General features: G+C 60.7%; 21 protein-coding genes. 12 read left to right on the plus strand and 9 right to left on the minus strand.

All coding sequences use genetic code 11. The features are described from left to right. The first annotated feature begins 58 nt into the window (after positions 1-58). Positions 59-2,851 (plus strand): DNA polymerase I, encoded by a 2,793-nt coding sequence (gene polA, locus HX869_RS07855; RefSeq protein WP_178902949.1) that lies wholly within the window; start codon positions 59-61, stop codon positions 2,849-2,851. Positions 2,852-3,117: 266 nt separating this feature from the next. On the opposite strand, the gene yihA is transcribed toward polA, so the two are convergent. Continuing rightward, the gene (gene yihA / locus HX869_RS07860) at positions 3,118-3,759 is read right to left on the minus strand and encodes a ribosome biogenesis GTP-binding protein YihA/YsxC (RefSeq protein WP_003214811.1); all 642 of its coding nucleotides are present in this window, start codon (positions 3,757-3,759) and stop codon (positions 3,118-3,120) included. Positions 3,760-3,951: 192 nt separating this feature from the next. On the opposite strand from yihA, the gene HX869_RS07865 reads away from it, so the two are divergent. The 6 genes from HX869_RS07865 (at position 3,952) to HX869_RS07890 (ending at position 9,571) form a co-directional block, all read left to right on the plus strand. Beyond that, positions 3,952-4,254, plus strand: coding sequence for a cytochrome c5 family protein (locus HX869_RS07865; protein ID WP_003214809.1), 303 nt, complete (start codon positions 3,952-3,954; stop codon positions 4,252-4,254). 33 nt (positions 4,255-4,287) lie between these two features. Beyond that, positions 4,288-4,893: a cytochrome c4 gene (locus tag HX869_RS07870; RefSeq protein WP_003214807.1), complete on the plus strand. Its 606-nt coding sequence runs from the start codon at positions 4,288-4,290 to the stop codon at positions 4,891-4,893. 169 nt (positions 4,894-5,062) lie between these two features. Beyond that, a complete protein-coding gene (locus tag HX869_RS07875) occupies positions 5,063-5,701 on the plus strand; it encodes a thiol:disulfide interchange protein DsbA/DsbL (protein ID WP_087694548.1) in 639 nt (212 codons plus the stop codon). 10 nt (positions 5,702-5,711) lie between these two features. Then, entirely contained in the window at positions 5,712-6,590 is an 879-nt protein-coding gene (locus tag HX869_RS07880; protein WP_087694547.1) for an endonuclease/exonuclease/phosphatase family protein, read from the plus strand. Further along, complete coding sequence (locus HX869_RS07885; RefSeq protein ID WP_178902950.1) at positions 6,587-8,692, plus strand: GGDEF domain-containing protein; 2,106 nt, start codon at positions 6,587-6,589, stop codon at positions 8,690-8,692. The genes HX869_RS07880 and HX869_RS07885 overlap by 4 nt, the downstream gene beginning before the upstream one ends. 102 nt (positions 8,693-8,794) lie before the next feature. Beyond that, positions 8,795-9,571, plus strand: a complete 777-nt coding sequence (locus HX869_RS07890; RefSeq protein ID WP_008439640.1) for an N-acetylmuramoyl-L-alanine amidase — start codon at positions 8,795-8,797, stop codon at positions 9,569-9,571. A 17-nt stretch (positions 9,572-9,588) separates the two neighbouring features. Here the strand turns inward: HX869_RS07890 and HX869_RS07895 are convergent, their stop codons facing one another. Together HX869_RS07895 and algB are read right to left on the minus strand one after the other, a co-directional pair. Further along, the gene (locus tag HX869_RS07895) at positions 9,589-11,376 is read right to left on the minus strand and encodes a KinB sensor domain-containing domain (protein ID WP_008439641.1); all 1,788 of its coding nucleotides are present in this window, start codon (positions 11,374-11,376) and stop codon (positions 9,589-9,591) included. Positions 11,377-11,386: 10 nt separating this feature from the next. After that, positions 11,387-12,733: a sigma-54-dependent response regulator transcription factor AlgB gene (gene algB / locus HX869_RS07900; RefSeq protein WP_003214793.1), complete on the minus strand. Its 1,347-nt coding sequence runs from the start codon at positions 12,731-12,733 to the stop codon at positions 11,387-11,389. A gap of 392 nt (positions 12,734-13,125) precedes the next feature. Between algB and HX869_RS07905 the strand changes: the two genes are divergently transcribed. From HX869_RS07905 to HX869_RS07925, 5 genes are all read left to right on the plus strand, one after another. Continuing rightward, a complete protein-coding gene (locus HX869_RS07905) occupies positions 13,126-13,410 on the plus strand; it encodes a hypothetical protein (RefSeq protein ID WP_178902951.1) in 285 nt (94 codons plus the stop codon). Between the two features lie 77 nt (positions 13,411-13,487). Next, positions 13,488-13,652: a DUF1328 domain-containing protein gene (locus HX869_RS07910; protein ID WP_003170804.1), complete on the plus strand. Its 165-nt coding sequence runs from the start codon at positions 13,488-13,490 to the stop codon at positions 13,650-13,652. A gap of 2 nt (positions 13,653-13,654) precedes the next feature. Continuing rightward, entirely contained in the window at positions 13,655-14,122 is a 468-nt protein-coding gene (locus HX869_RS07915) for an inhibitor of vertebrate lysozyme family protein (protein ID WP_177028126.1), read from the plus strand. A 729-nt stretch (positions 14,123-14,851) separates the two neighbouring features. After that, a complete protein-coding gene (gene gltP / locus HX869_RS07920; RefSeq protein WP_003214787.1) occupies positions 14,852-16,183 on the plus strand; it encodes a glutamate/aspartate:proton symporter GltP in 1,332 nt (443 codons plus the stop codon). A gap of 99 nt (positions 16,184-16,282) precedes the next feature. Beyond that, positions 16,283-17,512 carry a nucleoside recognition domain-containing protein gene (locus HX869_RS07925; RefSeq protein ID WP_003214785.1) on the plus strand — a complete coding sequence of 410 codons (1,230 nt, stop codon included), beginning with the start codon at positions 16,283-16,285 and terminating at the stop codon, positions 17,510-17,512. 86 nt (positions 17,513-17,598) lie between these two features. Here the strand turns inward: HX869_RS07925 and HX869_RS07930 are convergent, their stop codons facing one another. From HX869_RS07930 to HX869_RS07955, 6 genes are all read right to left on the minus strand, one after another. Next, the gene (locus HX869_RS07930) at positions 17,599-18,258 is read right to left on the minus strand and encodes an ABC-type transport auxiliary lipoprotein family protein (RefSeq protein WP_003214782.1); all 660 of its coding nucleotides are present in this window, start codon (positions 18,256-18,258) and stop codon (positions 17,599-17,601) included. Next, the gene (locus HX869_RS07935) at positions 18,255-19,193 is read right to left on the minus strand and encodes an MlaD family protein (protein WP_003214780.1); all 939 of its coding nucleotides are present in this window, start codon (positions 19,191-19,193) and stop codon (positions 18,255-18,257) included. The genes HX869_RS07930 and HX869_RS07935 overlap by 4 nt, the downstream gene beginning before the upstream one ends. A gap of 1 nt (position 19,194) precedes the next feature. Further along, on the minus strand, positions 19,195-19,998 hold the full coding sequence (locus HX869_RS07940; RefSeq protein WP_178902952.1) for an ATP-binding cassette domain-containing protein: 804 nt from the start codon (positions 19,996-19,998) through the stop codon (positions 19,195-19,197). After that, entirely contained in the window at positions 19,995-21,143 is a 1,149-nt protein-coding gene (locus tag HX869_RS07945) for an ABC transporter permease (protein WP_032899919.1), read from the minus strand. The genes HX869_RS07940 and HX869_RS07945 overlap by 4 nt, the downstream gene beginning before the upstream one ends. A gap of 55 nt (positions 21,144-21,198) precedes the next feature. Then, the gene (locus HX869_RS07950; RefSeq protein ID WP_003214774.1) at positions 21,199-22,242 is read right to left on the minus strand and encodes a DUF5924 family protein; all 1,044 of its coding nucleotides are present in this window, start codon (positions 22,240-22,242) and stop codon (positions 21,199-21,201) included. A 71-nt stretch (positions 22,243-22,313) separates the two neighbouring features. Next, the gene (locus HX869_RS07955) at positions 22,314-23,696 is read right to left on the minus strand and encodes a pitrilysin family protein (RefSeq protein ID WP_003214772.1); all 1,383 of its coding nucleotides are present in this window, start codon (positions 23,694-23,696) and stop codon (positions 22,314-22,316) included.

Consider the following 23,696-nt stretch of genomic DNA (forward strand, 5'->3'; position numbering starts at 1 on the left):
TGTCGTCATTGGTCCGGCTATTCTAGCGCCTGACCCGCCGAAAAGGTTGATCCTGCTCATGAGCCAAGCCCCCCTCGTCCTGGTGGACGGTTCTTCTTACCTGTACCGCGCCTTTCACGCGCTGCCGCCGCTCACCACTTCCAAAGGCCTGCCTACCGGCGCGGTCAAGGGCGTGTTGAACATGCTCAAAAGCCTGCGCAAGCAATACCCGAACAGTCCGTTCGCGGTGGTGTTCGACGCCAAGGGCGGGACATTTCGCGATGAGCTGTACGCCGAATACAAGGCCAACCGCGCGAGCATGCCCGATGATATGCGCGTGCAGATCGAGCCGCTGCACCAGAGCGTGATCGCCCTGGGCTTCCCGCTGCTGTGCGTCGAAGGCGTCGAAGCGGACGACGTGATCGGCACCCTGGCCCGCAGCAGCGCGGCCGCCGACCGTCCGGTGGTGATTTCCACCGGCGACAAGGACATGGCGCAGCTGGTCGACGGGCACATTACCTTGGTCAACACCATGACCGGTAGCGCCATGGACGTTGAGGGCGTGAAGGAGAAATTCGGTGTCGCTCCGGAGCAGATCATCGATTACCTGGCGTTGATGGGCGATTCGTCCGACAACATCCCGGGCGTTCCGGGCATTGGTCCGAAGACGGCTTCCGGCCTGTTGGTAGGCGTCAACGGCGGCTTGAAGGAGCTCTACGAGCAGCTCGATATCGTGCCGACCTTGCCGATTCGTGGTGCCAAGACCCTGGTCGCCAAACTGGAAGAGCATAAGGCGAGTGCGTTCCTGTCCTACGAGCTGGCAACGATCAAGATCGACGTGCCGCTGGACGTGGGCCTGGATGATTTGCACCTGATCGAGCCGGATCGCGAGAAGCTGCTGGAGCTGTACACGCTGCTGGAGTTCAAGAGCTGGATTGACGAGATTCAACGCGATGCCAAGCGCGTCGAGTTGAGCGCTGCTCCTTCGGCCGCGGTCGCCGAGGCAGCGGTTGAGGTGGTCGCGCCGGTTTCTGTGGAGCCGGTGTACGAAACCATCCTCACCCAGGCCCAGTTCGATGTCTGGCTGAAGAAGCTCAACGACGCCAAGCTGTTCGCCTTTGATACCGAGACCACCGGGATCGACGCCCAGAAAGCGCAACTGGTGGGTGTGTCGTTTGCCGTGCAGGCCCATGAAGCAGCCTACATTCCGCTGACCCACTCCTACATCGGCGCGCCGGAACAGCTGGATCGGGACACCGTGCTGCTGGCCCTGAAGCCGTTGCTCGAAGACCCGGAAAAACTCAAGGTCGGCCAGCACGCCAAGTTCGACATGAACATCCTGGCCAACTGCGCCATCGGTGGTGACCCGGCACACGGCATCACCGTGCGCGGCATTGCCTTCGACACCATGCTTGAATCCTATGTGCTGAACTCCGTGGCGACGCGCCACGACATGGACAGCCTGGCGAAGAAGTACCTGGACCACGACACCGTCAGCTTCCAGGACATCGCCGGCAAAGGCGCCAAGCAGCTGACCTTTGACCAGATTGCCCTGGAGCAAGCCGGCCCTTACGCGGCGGAAGACGCGGATGTGACCCTGCGTTTGCACCAGGAACTGCACAAGCAGCTTGCCGCTATTCCTTCCCTGGCCAGCGTATTGTCCGACATCGAGATGCCGCTGGTGCCCGTGCTGGCGCGCATTGAGCGTCAGGGCGCCCTGGTGGATGCCGCCTTGCTGGGCATCCAGAGCATCGAGCTGGGCAACAAGATGGTAGACCTCGAGCGCCAGGCGTATGAAATCGCCGGCGAGGAATTCAACCTGGGCTCGCCCAAGCAGTTGGGTGCGATTCTCTACGAGAAACTCGGGTTGCCGGTGTTGAAGAAGACCGGCAAGGGCCAGGCCTCGACGGCCGAGGAAGTCTTGGCCAAATTGGCTGAAGATGACTACCCACTGCCGAAAGTGCTGATGCAGTACCGCAGCATGAGCAAGTTGAAAAGCACCTACACCGACCGTTTGCCGGAGCAGATCAACCCGCGCACCGGTCGCGTGCACACCTCCTATCACCAGGCCGTAGCAGCAACCGGGCGCCTGTCCTCCAGCGATCCAAACCTGCAGAACATTCCGGTGCGTACCGCTGAAGGCCGGCGTATCCGCCAGGCATTTGTCGCGCCCAAGGGCTACAAGCTGCTGGCGGCGGACTATTCGCAGATCGAGCTGCGCATCATGGCGCATTTGTCCAAGGACGAAGGCTTGCTGAATGCGTTCCGCGACGACCTGGACGTGCACACCGCCACGGCGGCCGAGGTGTTCAAGGTTGAGTTGGCTGAGGTCACGTCCAATCAGCGTCGCAGTGCCAAGGCGATCAACTTTGGCCTGATCTACGGCATGGGCGCCCAAAAGCTGGGCAAGGACATCGGCGTCGACACCAAGACTGCCAAGGCTTACATCGATGTGTACTTCGCCCGTTACCCGGGGGTGCGCGAGTACATGGAGCGCACCCGTGCCCAGGCGGCTGATCAGGGTTATGTGGAAACCCTGTTCGGGCGCCGCCTGTACCTGCCGGAGATCAATTCCAACAAGCCTCAGGAGCGTGCTGGCGCCGAGCGTACGGCAATCAACGCGCCGATGCAGGGCACTGCGGCCGATATCATCAAGAAGGCCATGGTCAAGGTCGACAACTGGCTGACGGACTCGGGCCTGGACGCCAAGGTCATCCTTCAAGTGCACGATGAATTGGTGCTGGAGGTACGTGAGGACCTGGTGGCTGAAGTCAGCGCGAGGATTCGTGAACACATGAGCGAGGCGGCAAAGCTGGATGTGCCGCTGGTGGTAGACGTCGGCGTGGGCGACAACTGGGACGAAGCGCACTAAGCCTGGGGCCTGGGCCGCGGCATCATGCCGCGGCAGCGCTTTAGATCGGAAAACGCGGCGGGTTATTTCCAATAGTTTTTTGAACGTGCCGGAACTTAACCCGTGAATTGCTACTCAGAGTTACTGAATGGGTGGTGAAGCCCTTCAATGCTCCTATGTTGTGTTAAGTGTTGGCAGATATCTGGACCCCGCCCTAGCGGTCCGGAACTTGGACCCCGAACTTCCCCTCCCCATACGAAGTCCGGGGTTTTTTTTGCCCCGAGTTTTTACTCGGCGGCTTCCGAACCCTTGTCAGCCAGTTCCATCCAACCTGCCAATACAGTGTAGGCATCTTCCAGGCCCATGCGTTTTGGCGCCGAGAACAACTGGATAGTCACCGCATCACCCCAACCCTTTCGGATTTCTGCCTGCACTTTGAGCAGGGTGTTTTTCGCTGCGCCGTAGGTCAGTTTGTCGGCCTTGGTCAGCAGGACGTGCATCGGCATGCCGCTGGCGACGGCCCAATCGAGCATCAACAGGTCGAAGTCGGTCATTGGATGACGGATGTCCATCATCAGAATCAAACCCTTCAAACTCTCCCGGCCACCCAGATACGCTTCGAGGTGACGCTGCCAGTGCAGCTTCAGCGGGATAGGTACTTTTGCATAACCGTAGCCCGGCAGGTCGACCAGACGCCGATCATCGTCTAGCTTGAAGAAGTTGAGGAGCTGTGTGCGCCCCGGGGTTTTCGAGGTGCGGGCCAGGCTGGCGTGGGTCAGGGTGTTCAGCGCGCTGGATTTGCCGGCGTTGGAACGGCCGGCGAATGCGACTTCGAAGCCTTCGTCATCGGGGCATTGGTCGACTTTGGCGGCGCTGAGCATGAAGGTGGACTGTTGGCACAGGCCGAGGATGGGATTCTTGAGTTGCATGAGTTTTCCGATGTGGGCGGTGCCGGGAATAGGTGCGGCAAGCGGTGTCGTTTCCGTTTCAGTAGCGCCAGTATATAATGCCGCAGATTTTGTGTGTGCTTTGTCCCAGCGAAGGATGAAGTTCACGGGAGCGATAGACCTTTATTGCGCATTAGAACGCAAAACGCTCTCAAACCCTGAAAAGGTCGATGTATGACCAAGTGGCTGCTGGCCTTCGGTTTCTTGATGCCACTTTACAGTGCGCAGGCTACACAGGAACCGGAGGCTGTGTACAACCGCTTTTGCGGGGCCTGCCATGCCGGACAGCTGCCCAACGCCCCTGGACGGGGTGACCAGGCAGCCTGGAAGCCAAGATTGGCTCAAGGTATGGACACGCTGGTGCAACACGTGACCCAGGGTTTCAAGGCGATGCCGCCGCGTGGTTTGTGCATGGACTGCAGTACCGAGGATTACCATGCCGTCATTCAGTTGATGGTGAGTGAACCCGGTCCATAACTCTTTAACCCTTAGCCGTAGTTGGATTAGCTGATGAACAAACTGATCGTGAGTCTGCTGTTGACCCTGGGCATCACCGGTGTTGCCCATGCCGCAGGCGACGCCACTGCTGGCCAGGCGAAAGCCGCCGTATGTGGTGCTTGCCATGGACCGGACGGTAATAGCCCGGCGCCTAACTTTCCAAAACTGGCCGGCCAGGGTGAGCGTTACCTGACCAAGCAGATGCACGACATCAAGGACGGCAAGCGTACGGTCCTGGAAATGACCGGCTTGTTGACCAACCTCAGCGATCAGGACCTGGCGGATATCGCGGCGTATTTTGCCAGCCAGAAAGGCAGTGTGGGAGCTGCTGATCCGAAACTGGTGGCCCGCGGTGAAGAATTGTTCCGCGGCGGCAACCTGGAAAAAGGCATGCCTTCCTGCCTCGGCTGCCACTCGCCTAACGGCGCAGGCCTTGCTGCCGCTGGCTTCCCGCACTTGAGCGGCCAGCATGCCCAGTACATCGGCAAACAGCTGACAGACTTCCGCGAAGGCAATCGCACCAACGACGGCGATACCAAGATCATGCAGAGCATCGCCGCGAAACTCAGCAACAAGGACATCGAAGCCGTGTCCCAATACATCCAGGGCCTGCACTAAGTGCCCCGGCTACGTTAACGCTCGATTAATCCGTCGATGCAAGCATAAAAAGGGTGGCCCAGGCTGCCCTTTTTTGTGGCCGGTGCCGTTACACTAACGAACTCATGCCCGCGTAGACCTGTCACAACAAAGGTCGCGTGAGGCGACTTTATTTGTCCAGGAGTAAAGCATGCGTAATCTGATCCTCAGCGCCGCTCTCGTCACTGCCAGCCTTTTCGGCATGACCGCACAAGCTGCCGATAATGTGCCGCTTGAAGCCGGTAAAACCTACGTTGAGCTGGCCAATCCTGTGCCGGTTTCCGTACCGGGCAAGATCGAAGTGGTGGAGCTGTTCTGGTATGGCTGCCCGCATTGCTACGCTTTTGAGCCAGTCATCAATCCGTGGGTCGAGAAGCTGCCTGAGGACGTGAACTTCAAACGTATTCCTGCCCTGTTCGGCGGCCCATGGGACGCCCACGGCCAGCTGTTCATTACCCTGGACACCATGGGTGTAGAACACAAGGTTCACGCGGCTGTCTTCAATGCCATCCAGAAAGAAGGCAAGCGCCTTGTGAAGCCTGAAGACATGGCCGATTTCGTCGCCACCCAAGGCGTCGACAAAACCAAGTTCCTGGAGACATTCAACTCGTTCGCTGTGAAGGGCAAGATGGCCCAATACAAGGAACTGGCCCAGAAATACGGCGTGCAAGGCGTACCGACGCTGATCGTCAACGGCAAATACCGCTTTGACATCGGCAGTGCCGGCGGCGAAGAGCAGGCGCTGAACGTGGCCGACCAATTGATCGCCAAAGAGCGCGCAGCCAAGTAAGGGGCCCGTCATGCGTCGCTGGGGTACTGAACGTGTCGTTGGCCTGCATGACCCGAAGGTCAACGAACATCACCTGGAATCCACGGGCCTGCCGGCTGACAGTCGGTTGCGCCTGCTCAGTTTCAATATCCAGGTGGGTATCAGTACCGAGAAATACCGGCATTACCTGACCCGTGGCTGGCAGCACCTGCTGCCCCACAATGGGCGTGCCGGCAATCTGCAAAAGATCGGCGACCTGCTGGGTGACTTCGACCTGGTAGCTCTGCAGGAGGCCGATGGTGGCAGCCTGCGTTCCGGCTACATCAACCAGGTCGAACACCTTGCGCAACTCGGTGCCTTTCCCTACTGGTATCAACAACTCAATCGCAACCTCGGCAAACTCGGCCAGCACAGCAATGGTGTGCTCAGCCGTCTGAAACCGTGGGCGATCGAGGACCACCCGTTGCCTGGCCCGAAAGGCCGCGGTGCAATTCTCGTACGATTCGGCGAAGGGCCGGAAGCATTGGTCGTGGTGATGATGCACCTCGCACTGGGGGCTCGAACCCGAACCATGCAGTTGGCCTACATCCGTGAGTTGATTGGCGGCTACAAACACCAGGTGCTGATGGGTGACATGAACACCCATGCCACAGACCTGCTACAGAATTCCCCGTTGCGCGACCTTGGGTTGCTGGCGCCGCAAGTCGAAGCCACCTTTCCCAGCTGGCGACCGCAACGTTGTCTTGATCACATCCTGCTCAGCCCGACCCTGACACTCGAAAGTGTGCAGGTACTGGCGCAGCCCATCTCCGATCACCTGCCCGTCGCGGTAGAGATTCGTCTGCCGGGTTCGCTCACGGCTGATGCATTGCCCGCGTTGAGCCCCGGCCCTCGCGGACCCCTTGCATGAGCGACGACGCCCAGCGTTGGAAAGAGAAATACCTTAAAAGCGTCGAGCAACAAGAAAAGCTCGAGCGTCGCTGGGCCGCCCGCCTCGACCTGCTGCGCCGAGGGCTGGTGCGCAGCACCCTGGCGGCAGAAGGGACCGACCGGGCGGTTGACCAATGCATGAAGGAAATGCGCGATGTGGTGCGCACCGACGACATGGACGCCGCCCTCGCTGCATTGCTGCCGCGCCTGGAAAAGGCCGTGCTGGATTCGGAGCAGCGCCGCGAAACCCGGGTTGACCAGATCGGCAGCGCGTTGACGGCCCTGGTCACTCAGTTGCAGAAACTGCCCTTGCCACGGGACGTGAGTCGCCCGCTGAAGGCTTTCGCCAAGCAGCTGGACGGTCGGGTTGGCCAGGCGCGGGAGATCCCGCTGTTGCTGAGCGAGCTGAGCGGCCTGCAGGGGCAGGCGCTGAGTAACCTGGAGCCGGAGGGCGAAACCAGCCGTTCGAGCCCGGGGCTGTTGCAGCGTCTGTTTGGCACCAAGGACGCAATCGACACGCCGGAGGTTGAAGCGCCCACGCCATCCCGCCCGGCTTCTCCGGCGCCTGCTGCGCCAAAGCCCAGCCCGGTGGGTGAAGTTGAAGCGCCGGCGCAATCGGCAGAACTGGCCCAGGCGCTGCGGGCTTTTGAACCGCAGCCGAAGGTCCCGGCCCCCATCGAGTCGCCCCCTGAGCCGGTATCGCCAGTAGAGGCTACCGACGCTGTCAGCGAAGCAGTGCCTGTTGTTCCGGCCGTCGCGGTCACAGCGCCTGTCGTCGAGGCACCCGCTACGATTATCGAAACGCCAGAACCCGAGCAACCGATCGAAGCGGAGGTTGAGCTCGAGAGTGCTCTTGCCGCCATGGTCGAGGTGCCAGAGGTGCAGGCCCGTGAGCCGGAGCGGACAGAGATCGGCAGTCTTTCCCTGCCCCCGGTCCTGGCCGATGAACCGCAAGAATCGCCCGAGCAGGCAGAGCCGAACCCAGACGAGCTGCAAGCGGATCAAGCCTACGCCCTGCCCGACACCCCCGAGCCGTCTTACAGTTCGGTGGCCAAGCACATCGAAGATACCCTGCTCGGCTTACTGGAAGACCTCTCGCTGCCCGAGCGCCATCGGCCCCAGGCCGAAGCCATGCGTGAACGCCTGGCCCACGGATTGAACTGGTACGAATTGCTGCCGATCCTCGATGACCTGGCGGTGTTGATGCTGGCGATCACCGACAGCGGCCAGCACGAGTTTGAAGCCTACCTCAAGCAGCTCAACGATCGTCTCGAGGCGTTCCAGGGGCACCTGCAGGTCGCCAGTGACGGCCACGCCGACAGCCGGTCGGCGGCCAGGGAGCTGGATACCCAGATCCGCGAACAAGTGGATGGTTTGCAAACCAGCATGCAGGACGCCGCGGACCTCGACAGCCTCAAGCACGTGCTGGAGAGCCATCTCGAAGGGCTGCTGGGCACCATGGATGAACACCGCCACCAGCGTGACCAGCGCGAACAGGAGGTGGCTGCACGGCTCAAGGGCCTGGCCGAACGGGTCGCCAATATGGAGCAAGAGGCTCAGGGCTACCGTGAACACCTTGAGGTTCAGCGCCAGAAAGCCCTGATCGATCCGCTCACCGCACTACCCAACCGCGCGGCCTGGAGCGAGCGCCTGGAGCAGGAGGTCAACGCCTGGCACCAGCGTGGAAATAACCTGTCACTGGCCATGCTGGACCTCGATCACTTCAAGCGCATCAACGACGGCTATGGTCATCTGGCGGGCGACAAGGTGCTGAAAATCATCGCCACGGTGCTTCGCAAACGCCTGCGGCCGAACGACTTCATCGCGCGTTTTGGCGGTGAAGAGTTTGTACTGCTGATGCCCAACTCGTCGCTGTCCGATGCGTTGGCGGTGGGTGAAACCCTGCGTGCAGCCATCCAAGCCTGCCCGTTTCACTTCAAGGGCGAGCCGGTGACGATTACGGTGTCCATGGGCATGGCGCAGTTTCAGCCGGGAGAACGCAGTGACCTGGCGCTCAAGCGCGCTGACGAGGCGTTATATCGTGCCAAGGCGGCGGGGCGTAATCAGGTGCAGGCGGCCTGACCGGAAATGTTCCATTTTGTTTAAAACATCGCATTTGGCCGCCTGGCAGCAAACGGTACGTTACACTGTTGCATTATCGTCTTAAGCGTACTATTTGCTGCCATGAAACTTCTGTGTTCTGCCTTTCTGTTTCTCCTGCTCGCCGGTTGCGCGAGCGGCCCTCGCCTGGACACCAGTCATCCTTCGGTGAACCACGACAATCGTGTGCAGTTTGTCGTCGTGCACTACACCTCGGCGTCCCTTGAGCGCTCCCTGGCGCTGTTGACCCATGGCCAGGTCAGCAGTCATTACCTGATCGGTGATAACGCCTCGGCCACCATCTATAAGCTCGTGGATGAAAGCCAGCGCGCCTGGCATGCCGGAGAAAGTGAATGGATGGGCCGCACCTGGCTCAACTCCAGCTCCATCGGGATCGAGATCGTGAACCCGGGTTATCGGGATTTGCCGACGGGCCGCGTCTGGTATCCCTATTCCGAAGCGCAGGTGCAGTCGCTGGTGGTGCTGCTCAAGGACATCACCAAACGCAACGGCATCGACCCGCGAAACATCATCGGCCATAGCGACATTGCCCCGCTGCGCAAGCTGGACCCGGGGCCGTTGTTCCCCTGGAAGCGCCTGGCGGATGAAGGGCTGGGCATGTGGCCGGACGCCAAGGCGGTGGCCCGTTACCAGGTGCAGTACGCAGCCGATCTGCCGAGCATTACCTGGTTCCAGGAAGAGTTGGCGAAGCTGGGCTATCCGACGCCGCAGACGGGCGAGCTGGATGTGGCGACGCGGCATGTGGTGGCCGCGTTCCAGATGCATTTCCGGGCGTCGCTGTTTGATGGGACGCCGGATGCCGAAAGTGCTGCGATCCTGCGGGCGTTGAATCACCAATAACGGTTGGCGCGTTGGTCCTACAGGGGCAACGCCATGTAGAACTGCGTCCCCTGCCCCGGCCGCGAATACACCCCCATGCGGCCACCGTGCAATTGCACGATCTCCTTGCACAGCGCCAGGCCCAGCCCGGCGCCGCCTTTCTTGCGGCCTACCTGCACAAACGGTTCGAAGATTCGTCCCTGCTGGCCGTAGGCAATGCCTTCACCGTTGTCTTCAACGCTGACAATCACCCGTTCGCCATGACGACGCGCCTGCAAGCGGATCTGCCCACCGTCGGCTGTGTGCCGCAGGGCATTGCCCAGCAAATTGTCGAGCACCCTTTCCAGCTGCGCTCGATCGGCATGCAACCTCGGTAGCGGGGATTGTTCCTCAACCAGCAGCTCGATGTTCTGCGCATTCGCCTGCTCCGCGAAGCGGGCGCGGGCATGTTCGAGCAGGTCGCTGATGTCACACGGGCCCAGGGTGAGTTTCTGCAAGCCATTCTGGTAGCGCGAGAAGTTGAGCAAGTCGTTGATCAACTGCATCAGGCGCTGCATTTCCTCGTTGACCGTATCCAGCAGGTCCGCTTCGCGCGACTCCGCAGGAAACTTCGCCCGTTCCCGGAACAAGCCGAAGGCCATGTGCATGCCCGTCACCGGCGTGCGTAATTCATGGGACGCGCGCAACACAAACTCACTGCGTACTCGTTCAAAGGCACGCTGTTCGGTAACGTCATGCAGCACCATCACCGCGCCCAGAATGTGCCCCTGGGTATGGCTGACCGGCGTCAGGCTGTACGTCAGCAGGCGCAGCTCACCCTCAACCTCTACTTCCAGGTCTTCAGGTGCGCGCTCCAGATTGCCGCCGCGCAGTACCAGCTGCAGCTGTTCATCCAGTTCCGGGCGGCCCAGGGCGTCGCCAAGGCCTTGGCCCAGGCGATTCTCGTCCCAGCCGAGTTGACGTTGTGCCACCGGGTTAAGGTGTTCCAGGCGACCCTGGCGGTCGATCATCAGCAGGCCGTCGTCGATGCTGTCGAGCACCGCCTGCAGGCGTTGTTGCCCGGCCAGCAGCTCATCGACATTGGTTGCCTGATGCTGGCGCAACGCCTCGGCCATGATGCCGAAGCGTCGGGTCAGCAGGTTCATTTCCGCTGCGGATGAAATGGGCAGCGTGACTTCGAAGTTGCCCTGGCCGATCTTGTCGGCGGCCTTGGCCAGCGCTTCGATCGGCCCGCCAAAGCGTCGGGCGATACCGTGGGCGGTAACGAAACCGATGATCAGCACCGCCAGGCCGACCAGGCCCAGCAGGCCGGCAATCAGCAGCGCACGTTCACGGGACTTGTGTTCGGTATCGTTGATGTTATCCAGGGCTTTCTTGTGCTCGGCGATCAGGCCGTTGCGCAGGATGTTGAAGCGTTTGGTGAGCTCGTCGTTGTTGCGCAGTTGCGGCGGAGCATTCTCCTTTTCATCGAACGCCTCGAGAAAGCTCAGGTAATTGGTCTTGGCCTGGGTAAAACCGCTGGTTACCGCGTCCTTTTGTTCGTGGTCGATACCTTGCTGCAACAGGGCGAAATAGCGTTGCTTGGAGTCTTCCAGCGCAGCGGTATTCGGCTGTTCATTGAGCATGATCATCAACTGGTCGCCGAGGGTCTGCCGAAGCTTGAGCCCCAGGTCCAATGTGATGAAGTTGCTGCGAATCAACGATTCCTGGGTCTTGGCCATTTGCATGACGCTCACCAACCCCAGCAGCAACCCCAACAGGGCGACGGTGATCAGCGCGGAAATACTCAGGAACAACCGAGTGCGCAGGGTCATCGCAAGCTTCATAGGCTACAGCTCACAGGTTGTATTGTTTGCGTTTGCGATACAGCGTCGACGCATCAATGCCAAGGGTTCGGGCCGCCTGGTCCAGGGTGTCGCTGGTGGCCAGCACGGCGCCGATATGCGCCTTTTCCAGTTCATCCAGGCTCAACGCCGCACCGATACGCGGGGCATTGTTAGTCGGCTGCTCGGCCATGCCGAGGTGGCTGATCTCAACTTTTTCCTGCGGGCAAATGATGCTGGCCCGCTCAACCACGTTGCGCAGCTCACGGATGTTCCCCGGCCAGCGGTAGTTGAGCAGTGCCTCACGGGCTTCATCGCTGAAGCCGCGCGCCGGCCGCGCATATTCCTTCACGAAGCGCGCCAGGAAGCGGTCGGCCAGGGTCAGGATGTCTTCGCTGCGTTCGCGCAGGGGCGGCAGGTGCAAGGTGATGACATTCAGGCGATACAGCAGGTCTTCGCGGAAACGGCCGTCGCGAACCATGTCTTCCAGGTTCAGGTTGGTAGCGGCGAGAATTCGCACATCGGCACGGCGCGTCACCGGGTCGCCGACGCGCTCGTATTCCTTGTCCTGGATAAAGCGCAGCAACTTGGGTTGTAAAGTAAGCGGAAAGTCGCCGATCTCGTCGAGAAACAAGGTGCCGCCATCGGCCTGGTTGACGCGGCCGAGGGTGCTTTCGCTGGCGCCGGTAAACGCACCACGGCTATGACCGAACAACTCGCTTTCCATCAGTTCCGCCGTCAGGGACGGGCAGTTGATGGTGACGCAGGATTTTTTCGCGCGTTTGCTCCAACCGTGGATCGCCCGGGCCAGTTCACCTTTACCGGTGCCGGACTCGCCGAGAATCAGGATGTTGGCATCAGTGCCCGCCACCTGGCGTGCGGTTTCCAGCACCACCATCATCGCCGGGCTATGGGAGTCGAGGCCGTCCTTGGGCTGGCGCACTGCGCCTTCCAGGGCTTCCAGGCGTGCCGAGAGCTGGCGCACTTCTAGCTGCTTGGCCGTGGCCAGGCGCAATTGGTCGGGGCTGCAAGGCTTTACCAGGTAGTCGGCCGCGCCGGCCTGGATCGCATCCACGGCGGTGTCGACGGCCGAGTGGGCCGTGACGATCACCACGCGCATCCACGGCGCCTGGATACGCATTTGCGCCAGTACATCCAGGCCGTTGTCTTCGCCCAGGCGCAGGTCCAGGAAGCACAGGTCAAACACCTGGCGTTGCAACAAGGCATCGGCCTGGGCGGCGCTGTTGGCGGTGGCTACGGTGTAGCCTTCATCTTCCAGGCAGTAACGGAAGGTGCGAAGGATCGCGGATTCGTCATCCACTAAAAGAATGCGGCCTTGAAGTTCCTTGGCTGATTCCATCTGTCCCGCGCTCCCTTAAGAATGAATGATGTTGTTTAGTCCCGGAATAATCGGGCAAGTTGCATGGTTTATTCTGATTGATTAAAGCCGTCACCGCGCAGCTATCTGCGCTTCTTCTTACAAAGACGCCCACAAGAGGCGTTTTTGTCTCCCTCTTGCCACTTCGGCAGTCGAACGTTGCCTTCCTATCCCTTGATCCGACCAGTGACCATCGTGCATTTCGCACGGCAAGGATAGGGGCATCGTGCAGGATGCTCGTGGTGTCAAAGCGCTTTTGTTTTTAACTTGTTGATTTTATTGGGTTTTATTTTGTTAAAAAACTGGCACGCAGGCTGCAATACACCTCATACGAGTTTCATCTACGAATAATCAGAATGCGGGAGAGATACAGCATGACTCGCCAAAGCCTGACCCAACTGCGTGTATCGCCACTGCGCCTGCAACAGGGGCTGTTTGCCAGCCTGGCCCTGATGGTGACCTTGATTTGCGGTCAGCAATTGGCGCATTGGCAGCAGAGTCAGCAGCAAGTCGTGCAGTTTGAACGTCCGATGATGACCCAGACCCATTTCCGCTCCGTCGGCAGCACTGCCGCCGATGTGACAACCCCGCAATTGGCGGCGGTTGAACAGGACTCCACCCTCGGCGACCTGCCATCGCAGGAACGCTGGGTGTTCTAGGCAATACACGGTCCTCCAATCGAGCGACCGCAGGCACTACCGCTGTTACCCCTAAAAGAAGCGTAAGGAGAATCACCATGTTGAGTTGGGCAATCACATTTCTGATCATCGCCATTGTGGCTGCAGTCCTGGGCTTCGGTGGTATCGCGGGCACCGCCACGGGTATCGCCAAGATTCTGTTTGTGGTCTTCCTGGTGATGTTCATCGCTTCCTTCTTCTTTGGCCGTCGTGGCCGAGGCTAAGCATGTTCAACTCGTCCCTTAAAGTCCTGGCTGCCGCCCTGTTGTTGGGCGGCAGCGGCTTGGTGCTGGCTGCCAATGATGGCCAGTCCCGAGCCAACGAACTGTTGAGCGCGAACCCGCAGTATCGCGAGACCTGGCAGAGCGTGGTCAAGAAGGAAGAGCGTCTGCCTGAATGGGTGTTGAACCTTTCGGGCAGTGCTGAACAAATGAATGCCGTTGAAGAGGATGGTGACAAGTACTTGGTCGGGCCGCTCTGTGAAACCGCAGACACATGCCTGAACAAGCGCCTGATCGTCGCTTTCAGCTTCGACAAGGAAGATGCTTACGCGATGTTGGTAGAAGTCCCGGCGGGGCTGCCCGCGGACAAATCGCCAACGCGGCATGCCGACTACCGTTTTCTTGGCAAGCCGGACGAAGGCATGCAAAAGCTGCTGATGGAACAGCTCAAGAAAGATCCGAATTGGTACTAGGTTCGGTCTGACGACGCTGTCGTCTACCGGCTTAACGTCCATAGAAAGAAGCGCCGTGCTTCTTTCTGTTTGCATCGCCCGACAAGGGTGGTGCATGACCAAGGGGCCGGGTTGCTCTGATCGTTTGGATCGGCGTGACCTACGGGGACAGGGAGTGCCTGCGCAAGGGCCGGGTCAGGTGAAAAGCTGCGACGCAAGTTCCCAAGCCGATGGTTTGTGGAACTTGCGACGGGCTTGCGGCTCCTATGCCCGCTTCTGTCATGCCGCCCATAGCGGCAATTCTCCTTTTTGCGTCCGCCCAACCATTTCTTGGTGTTTCCGCGTGACCATCTATCGAGAAAGTTTGTCTCCTGCCAGACGAGTTTTTCGATGGTATGCGTAGGAATTTTCAGGGGTTTTCAACTGCGACCGTAGATTTTCAAAAAACCCTGCGCGAGCCTGAAATGGCCGGTTCGCGGCATTTATGCCTGCCGAAATGTCGTATTCGAACTGACCGTTCAGACAGAAAAACTCAAAAAAACTCATGCCGATTCGGCATAGGGTAGGCGTTTACGGCATTAGACGTCGCCTCCTTGCATCGGAATAGTTGCGCCTTTTTTCGCCTGCCAGTGAGCCATATCGGCCAACTGCGGTGACCTTCTACGGGGGCAGATGCACACACTTTTTCGCTCTCGAGCGTTCCAGCTGCTGGCGCATCTGCCTGAGTCCACTTGAAGTAAGGGTAATGACATGAAGAAGGCAAAGCTAAGCCTCGCCTGGCAGATCCTCATCGGTCTGGTGCTGGGGATTGCAATCGGTGCGGTGCTTAACCATTTCAGTGCTGAAAAGGCCTGGTGGATCAGCAACGTGTTGCAGCCCGCTGGCGATATCTTTATCCGCCTGATCAAGATGATCGTTATCCCGATCGTGATTTCGTCGCTGATTGTCGGAATCGCCGGTGTTGGCGATGCGAAAAAGCTCGGCCGGATCGGCGTTAAAACCATCCTTTACTTCGAAGTGGTCACCACCATTGCCATTGTGGTCGGCCTGTTGCTGGCCAACCTGTTCCATCCGGGTACCGGCATCGACATGAGTACCCTGGGTACCGTCGACATTTCCAAATACACGGCCACCGCCGCCGAGGTCCAGCACGAGCACGCGTTCATCGAGACGATCCTCAACCTGATCCCGTCGAACATCTTCGCCGCCGTGGCCCGTGGCGACATGCTGCCGATCATCTTCTTCTCGGTGTTGTTCGGCCTCGGCTTGTCGAGCCTCAAGCCTGAATTGCGCGAGCCCCTGGTGACCATGTTCCAGGGCGTGTCCGAGAGCATGTTCAAAGTCACCCACATGATCATGAAATACGCCCCGATCGGTGTATTTGCCCTGATCGCGGTGACCGTCGCCAACTTCGGCTTCGCCTCGCTGCTGCCGCTGGCCAAGCTGGTGATCCTGGTTTACGTCGCCATCCTGTTCTTTGCTTTTGTGGTGCTGGGCCTGATCGCCCGCCTGTTCGGTTTCTCGGTGATCAAGCTGATGCGCATCTTCAAGGATGAGCTGGTGCTGGCCTACTCCACTGCCAGCTCTGAAACCGTGCTGCCGCGTGTGATCGAGAAGATGGAAGCCTACGGCGCGCCGAAGGCGATCTGCAGCTTCGTGGTACCGACCGGCTACTCGTTCAACCTCGACGGTTCGACCCTGTACCAGAGCATCGCGGCGATCTTTATCGCCCAGCTGTATGGCATCGACCTGTCGATTGGCCAGCAACTGATGCTGGTGCTGACCCTGATGGTCACCTCCAAAGGCATCGCCGGCGTACCGGGTGTGTCGTTCGTGGTACTGCTGGCGACCCTGGGCAGCGTGGGCATTCCGCTGGAAGGCCTGGCGTTCATCGCCGGTGTCGACCGCATCATGGACATGGCCCGTACCGCACTGAACGTGATCGGTAACGCCCTGGCCGTACTGGTCATCTCCCGTTGGGAAGGCATGTACGACGATGCCAAGGGCGAGCGCTACTGGAACTCCCTGCCGCACTGGCGCACCAAGCAAGCACTGCCGGCCGGCGAGACTACTCGCGGCTGACCGCCAGGACTGGCTCCTACACAAACCCCGGAAAATCCGGGGTTTGTCGTTTCTGCCAGCCCCGCTATCATTCGCCCCATCTTTCGGGGGATTCAACTGATGCTCAATGGCCTGTGGCTTGGCTTCTTTATCGTGGCGATGGTGTCTGCGCTGGCGCAATGGCTGATCGGCGGGAATGCCGGGATCTTTGCGGCCATGGTGGAAAGCATTTTCGCCATGGCCAAGCTGTCGGTCGAGGTGATGGTGTTGCTGTTCGGCACCCTGACCTTGTGGCTGGGCTTCCTGCGTATCGCCGAGAAAGCCGGGATCGTCGACTGGCTGGCCAAGGCCCTGGGGCCACTGTTCCGGCGCCTGATGCCGGAAGTGCCTGCCGGTCACCCGGCCATCGGCTTGATCACGCTCAACTTCGCCGCCAACGGCCTGGGCCTCGATAACGCCGCTACGCCCATCGGCCTCAAGGCCATGAAGGCGCTGCAAGAGCTCAACCCTATCCCCAATACCGCCAGCAACGCGCAGATTCTGTTCCTGGTACTCAACGCGTCTTCCCTGACCCTGCTGCCGGTCACCATCTTCATGTACCGCGCCCAGCAAGGTGCGGCGGACCCGACGCTGGTGTTCCTGCCGATCCTGCTGGCCACCAGCGCCTCGACCCTGGTGGGCCTGTTGTCGGTGGCGGTGATGCAACGCCTGCGGCTGTGGGACCCGGTGGTGCTGGCGTATCTGATTCCGGGTGCGCTGGTACTGGGTGGCTTCATGGCCTTGCTGGCGACGCTCTCAGCCACGGCGCTGGCGGGGCTGTCGTCGATCCTCGGCAACCTCACGCTATTCGGGCTGATCATGTTGTTCCTGGTGATCGGCGCGCTGCGCAAGGTGAAGGTCTACGAAGCGTTTGTCGAAGGTGCCAAAGAGGGCTTCGACGTTGCCAAGAACCTGCTGCCGTACCTGGTGGCGATGCTGTGTGCAGTGGGCGTGTTGCGGGCGTCCGGCGCGCTGGATTTCGGCCTGGAAGGCATCCGCCACGTGGTGGCCTGGACCGGCATGGACACGCGCTTTGTCGATGCGCTGCCGACGGCGATGGTCAAGCCGTTCTCCGGCAGTGCGGCGCGGGCGATGTTGATCGAGACGATGCAGACCCAGGGCGTGGACAGCTTCCCGGCGCTGGTGGCGGCGACGATTCAGGGCAGCACCGAGACCACGTTCTATGTGTTGGCGGTGTACTTTGGCTCGGTGGGAATCCAGCGGGCACGGCATGCGGTGGGGTGTGCGTTGTTGGCGGAGTTTGCTGGTGTGGTGGCGGCGATTGCGGTGTGCTACTGGTTCTTCGGCTAAGACCTGAATCCCTGTGGCGAGGGAGCTTGCTCCCGTTGGGCCGCGAAGCGGCCCCAGTCAGTTATCGCAGGTGTGTCAGTCAAAGCTCATTGACTGGTTTTGGGGCTGCTGCGCAGCCCAACGGGAGCAAGCTCCCTCGCCACAAAAGCGCGGTTTCCCAGGCCGACGGCCCAATCCACCACCTGCCTGTTCAGCGCATCCCCAGCCTGACCAAACCCGGCCACCACCGCCGGCACCTTGGTATCCCCCACCGGCTGCCTCACCTCGAACCGCTTGCTGGCAATAATCCGTTGATCACTGCCGCGCACCAACCGTGCGTCCAGCCGTATCACCACTTCAACTGCGCTGCCGCGATACTCACTCTGAAACGCCTGCAACTGCCCGCCCAACTCAAAGTCCGCCTGCAGATTGGTCTCATCGGTACTGAGCAACGTCACCCGCCCATCCCGCTGGAACCCGTCCAGCAACCGGTTACGCAACAGCACGGGGGCTGGATCGCTCCAGCGGGAATTCGCATAGCTGCTGATCAAGTCACCGTTAGGCACCACGGCAATCCGCGGGCTGTCGAGGAATTCGCTGGTCTGCGGCTTCGCCACCCGCAGCGACCAGGCCACCGGGCTGGCCTGCGTGGCGGCCTGCGCCGATGGCAACCGGTACACGTCCGAGGGATCCGCCTTCGGCAGGATGGAACACGCACTGACCAATACCAGCGCAACGGGGGCGATCATTTGGTACGCACGCTTCATGGCGTGAACTCCTTGTTCTTGTCGCTGCCCAGCAGGTAACCGCTGGGGTTGGCTTCCAGGCGGCGGGAAATGGCGCGCAACGAACCCAGGGTTTCCCGCAGCTCGCGCACCGCTGGCGCCAGTTCGTTGAGACCCTGCATGCCGCTGTTCAGGGAATCCTTGTTGTTGGTCAGCAAGGTGTCGATCGTGGCCGTGCTCTGTTGAAGGGACTGCATGGCTTTTTCAGCACTGCCGAAAACCTGCTTGCCCTGGTCGTTGAGCAAACCGTTGGCGTTGCGCATCAACGCGGTGGTTTGCTCCAGGGTGGCGCTGGCCTGTTTGCTCACCTGCATCAATTGCTGCATCACCACCTTGATGTCGCCGCGCTGATCGGCAATCGCGCCGGTGGTCTGTTGCAGGTTGTCCAGGGTATTGCTGAGGCGCTCGACGTTCTCCCGGGAGAACATGTGATTGGCGTTGTGCAGCAGCAAGTTGATGCTGGTCATCAGGTCATTGCTGTTGTTCAGCAGTCGCGCGATCGGCGATGGCGACGCAATGATTTCCGGCAGGTTGCCGTCCTTGCCCTTGAGCTCAGGGCTTTGGGGCGTACCGCCGCTGAGCTGGATGATCGAGGTGCCAGTAATGCCGGTCAGGGCCAGCTTGGCCTGGGTGTCTTCCTTGATCGGCGTCTGCCCGGCCAGGCGGATGCGCGCCAGCACCCGGCGCGGGTCTTTCGGGTCGAGGCGCAGGCTGGTGACGTCGCCCACCTTGATCCCGCTGTACTGCACGGCACTGCCTTGGGACAGTCCGCTGACCGCCTCGTTGAACACCACTTCGTAATCCTGGAATGCGCTGTCGACGCTGGACTTGGCCAGCCACAGGCCAAACAGCATGGCGCCGACCACGACGATCACGCTGAACAGACCGATCATCACATGATGGGCTCGGGTTTCCATGTCATACCTCGTTGAGCAGTTGAGCGGCATCCAATGCCGCGCGGCCCCGTGGGCCATGGAAGTATTCGTGAATCCAGGCGTCGTCGGTTTCCGAGACGACATCGATGGCATCCGCCACCAGTACCTTTTTCTGCGCCAACACCGCTACACGGTCGGTGATGGTGTACAGCGTGTCGAGGTCGTGGGTGACCAGGAACACGCTCAGGCCCAGCGCATCGCGCAGGGTCAGGATCAGTTGATCGAAGGCGGCGGCGCCGATCGGGTCGAGGCCGGCGGTGGGTTCATCGAGAAACAAGATGTCCGGGTCCAGCGCCAGGGCACGGGCCAGGGCCGCGCGCTTGATCATGCCGCCGGAGAGTGACGAGGGGTATTTGTCGGCGGCCGACAGCGGCAGCCCGGCCAACGCCAGCTTTACTGCCGCCAGGTGCTCGGCATCGGGACGGCTGAGGCCGGCATGCTCTATCAGTGGCAACGCAACGTTCTCGGTGACCGTCAGCGAGGAAAACAGCGCGCCCTTCTGGAACAGCACGCCGAAGCGCCGCTCCACCAGTGACCGCTCGTGTTCCGACAGGCTCGGCAAGTTCTGCCCGAACACCCGCACCTGGCCTTCGCTGGGCTGGCGCAAACCGATGATGCTGCGCAGCAGCACCGACTTGCCGCTGCCGGAGCCACCGACGACGGCGAGGATTTCACCCTTGTACAAGTCCAGGTCGAGGTTCTCGTGCACGCTTTGCGAACCAAACCGGTTGCACAGCCCGCGGACTTCGATCACCGCCTCAGTGGGCGCACGGCGTAAACTACTCACCAGCCCATCTCCATGAAGAACAGTGCGGCGACCGCATCCAGCACGATCACCACGAAAATCGATTGCACCACACTGGAGGTGGTGTGGGCGCCGACGGACTCGGCGCTGCCGCTGACCTTGAAACCTTCGAGGCAGCCGATGGCCGCGATAAGGAACGCGAAGATCGGCGCCTTGACCATGCCGACGAGGAAGTGCTGCACGCCAATGTCCGATTGCAGCAGCGACAGGAACATTGCCGGCGAAATATCCAGGGCCACGGCACACACCACACCGCCGCCGATAATGCCCGAGAGCATTGCCAGGAACGTCAGCATCGGCAGCGCCACCAGCAACGCCAGTACGCGGGGCAGCACCAGCAACTCCATCGGGTCGAGGCCCAGGGTGCGGATCGCATCGATCTCTTCGTTGGCCTTCATCGAGCCGATTTGTGCGGTGAAGGCACTGGCAGTGCGGCCCGCCATCAGGATCGCGGTGAGCAACACGCCGAACTCCCGCAGGAAGGAGAACGCCACCAGGTCCACGGTGAAGATGCTCGCGCCAAAACTGGCCAGCACCGTGGCACCGAGAAACGCCACCACTGCGCCCACCAGGAAGGTCAGCAAGGCCACGATGGGGGCCGCGTCGAGGCCGGTTTGTTCGATATGCGCAACCATTGGCGTCACGCGCCAGCGCTTGGGCCGGAATACGCCACGGGCGAAGGTTTCGAGGATCAGGCCGATAAAGCCCAGCAGTTTCATGCCGTCTTGCCAGACGGTGTAGACCGCGCCGCCGATGCGCGCCAGCAACATGATGCCGGCGGCTTCTTCGGGTTCCTTGACCGGCACACAGAAGTCGTTCAGAGAGCGGTAGACGGTTTTCAGTAACGCGCGGTCGGCGGTCGAGAGGCTGCAGTCGGTCTGTTCGGCAGACTGTTCGATGCGCTCGGGGCCGAGCAGTTCCACCAGCAGCGAGGCGCCGGCCGTGTCCAGAGCGCCGAGGCCGTTAAGGTCGATACGTGCGCCAGCGTCGTACTGGCCGTCGAGCTTTTCCGACAGCTTCTTCAGGTTGGCATAGTGGGCAAGCGTCCAATCCCCTGTAATCCTCAGCAATGGAGGCTGGGTGGACGTGTCCAGATGGGCTGCACCGGCCGTTGTGCTACTGGTCATAAGCTCCGAGCTTGTTTGGCTATTCCAGAATTCCTACGTAATAGCACGATCCTGCCTACTTTGGCGCGTCTGGCGTTGTAGCGCCCTGACCGGGGTCAGTCACCTTGAAGCGCAACACGCCGATCACTTGGCCATCTTCGGTCAGCACCCGTACCTGCCAGCGTCCTACCGAGTCGGGGGGGAAGTTCTGCTTGTGGGTCCAGGCCCGATAGCCTTCCTTGCGCCCACCATGGATGTCCAGGGCGATGCGGTCGACTTCCTTGCCGTTGAATTTCCACACATGGTAGATCCGCTCATCCAGGCCGCGCGGCGCGTTGATCGCGGTGTAGGCATACAGCCCGCTGCTGCGCAGTTGGGCGGCGCTGACTTCTTTCAGGTCATCGCCGGGCGTGCGGTCCTGCAATTGGGTGCTGATGGCCACTTCGGTCATCCACAGCGTCGCGGGCGGCACCCAAGTGCGCAGGAACCAGCCGGCGCAACCAATCGCTGCGGTAACCCCCAACAGCATCGCCCAGCCCTTGATGCTACGCAGCGGCAGGCTCACGGCCAGGCTCGGGATAGAGAGCGCCATTGCCACGCCGAGGGCCAGTTTGTAACTCTCGGCGGTGGTCAGGTGCAGGATGATCGGCAGCGCGGTCAGCAGGGCCGCAAACAGGGTCAGGGTGTGCAGTGCGAGAAACAGCGAGCGCTTGGGCGCCAGCCACTTGTAGTACAGCGGGTCGGTGATGGAGACCAACGCCGCCGCACCCAGCAGGCCGGTAAAGATCGACTGGCCGCTGTTCCAGGTGGTGGTGACAAAAAAGAACGGCAGCACAAAAAACAGGCTTTCCTGATGGATCATCTGCGTGGCGTAGCGCAGCAGCGGTTCGGGGATTTCCCGTTTGAAGACTTTGCTGAACAGCTGGGTGAGGCTGTTTTCGAGCATCAGCCATAACCAGCTCACCAGCATGATGATCGCGATCCAGCTGGCCATGCCTTGCTGGCGATCCACCAGGATGAAGCTGCCCACACCCGAGATGAAACCGCCGAGTGCAATCACCCCTGGGTAGCGCTTCATCAGCTCGAGGATGCGCTGGATGGTGTGAGTCAGGATAGGCATTCGGCAGTTCACAGTCTTTGTAGGAAAAATCCCAGACAGAATAACGTTTTAGCCGTTTTCTCGGGGCCCGATTACGCAATCCCTTTGCGATAACGCCACACGCCTAGTAACACAATCGCAATCAGCCCCAGTGCGCCTGCGGCGATCCAGTTGAGGCTATCGTAGCTGAACAACGGTTTCTCGATGCGCCAGTAGCCGTTCTGCTTGAACAACTCGCGCATGGCCTGGTTGGCTTGCTCCAGGCTTACAGCCTTGATGCGCTTGGCCGGGTCGCTGAAATGCCCTTTGGCGTAGTCGCCCGAGGCACTCCAGTAATAGTCGGCCAACGCGCTGTTGCCTTGAACGGCCCACGCCTGGCGGGCAATGGCGGCTTGTTGCAGGCGGGCGAAGGTGGCCGGGTCGAGGCCGTCCTTGAGCAACTGGGCCCTGAGGGTTTCCAGCACGTGCTCGGCTTCCGGCAGGTTGTCGCGTTCAAGGTCGGCGTTGAGGCTCATGAAGCCGACGCCGCCCAGCACTTCGCGCTCGCTCCATGGGCCATAGGACAAGCCGTGCTGCAAGCGCAATTGACGATACAGCGCCCAATCCAGGTAGTCCTTGAGCAGGTCGAAGGTTTCATCGTACTGGTCGTCCAGCACCGGCTCGGGGAATAACCAGTGCAGCTTGGCGTTGTCACCGACCCAGCCGTGGATCAGGTCGCGGCGGACGGCGGCGGCGTGTTGAATCTCCGGCAACGGGCGATGTTCGCTGGGGTCAACCGGATCCAGTGCGCCGTAAGTGCGTTCGAGATAGGCCGGCAGCAGCTTGTCGAGGTCGCCGACGATGATCAGGGTCATGTTGTTGGGGGCGTACCAGGCCTTGCGCAGCTTTTCCAACTGGTCGCGGGTCAGGTGCTCGACTTCGGCCCGCTCGGCGCATTTGAGCCCCAGTTCGACGGCAAGCTGACTGCTGGCCTTGTGGCCGAGGTCCTGGCGGTCCAGCAGCCGTTGCAGGTGTGAGTAATGGCCGCCGTCTTCGCGCTCCACCACCTGTTTGGCGGCATTGATGTTGGCGTCGGTCAATTGGGTGCGGGTGATGATGGCCAGTAGCAGGTCGAGCACCTTGCGCTGGTTCTGCGCCGGAGCCTCGATGACGAAAGTGGTGTCGGCATTGCTGGTGTAGGCGTTCCAGTCGCCGCCGAGGGCTTGCATGCGTTCTTCCAGCTCACCTTCGCCGCCACCGTCGATTCCGCTGAACAGCAAATGCTCCAGCAGGTGCGGCAGTTCCTTGTCTTCGCAACTGAAGTCATCCAGGCCCACACCCACCACCAGGCGGATTGCCACATGGCCGCGTTCGGTGCCCGGCTTGAGCAGCAATTGCAGGCCGTTGGGCAGGGTGTAGCCCTCGACTTGCAGGCGGTCAAAGGCAAAGGTGTGTGCCGAACCCATGAGCAGGCAGGCGAATAGCAGGCGACGCAT

Source organism: Pseudomonas sp. P7779, assembly GCF_013386315.1.
Taxonomy (GTDB): domain Bacteria; phylum Pseudomonadota; class Gammaproteobacteria; order Pseudomonadales; family Pseudomonadaceae; genus Aquipseudomonas.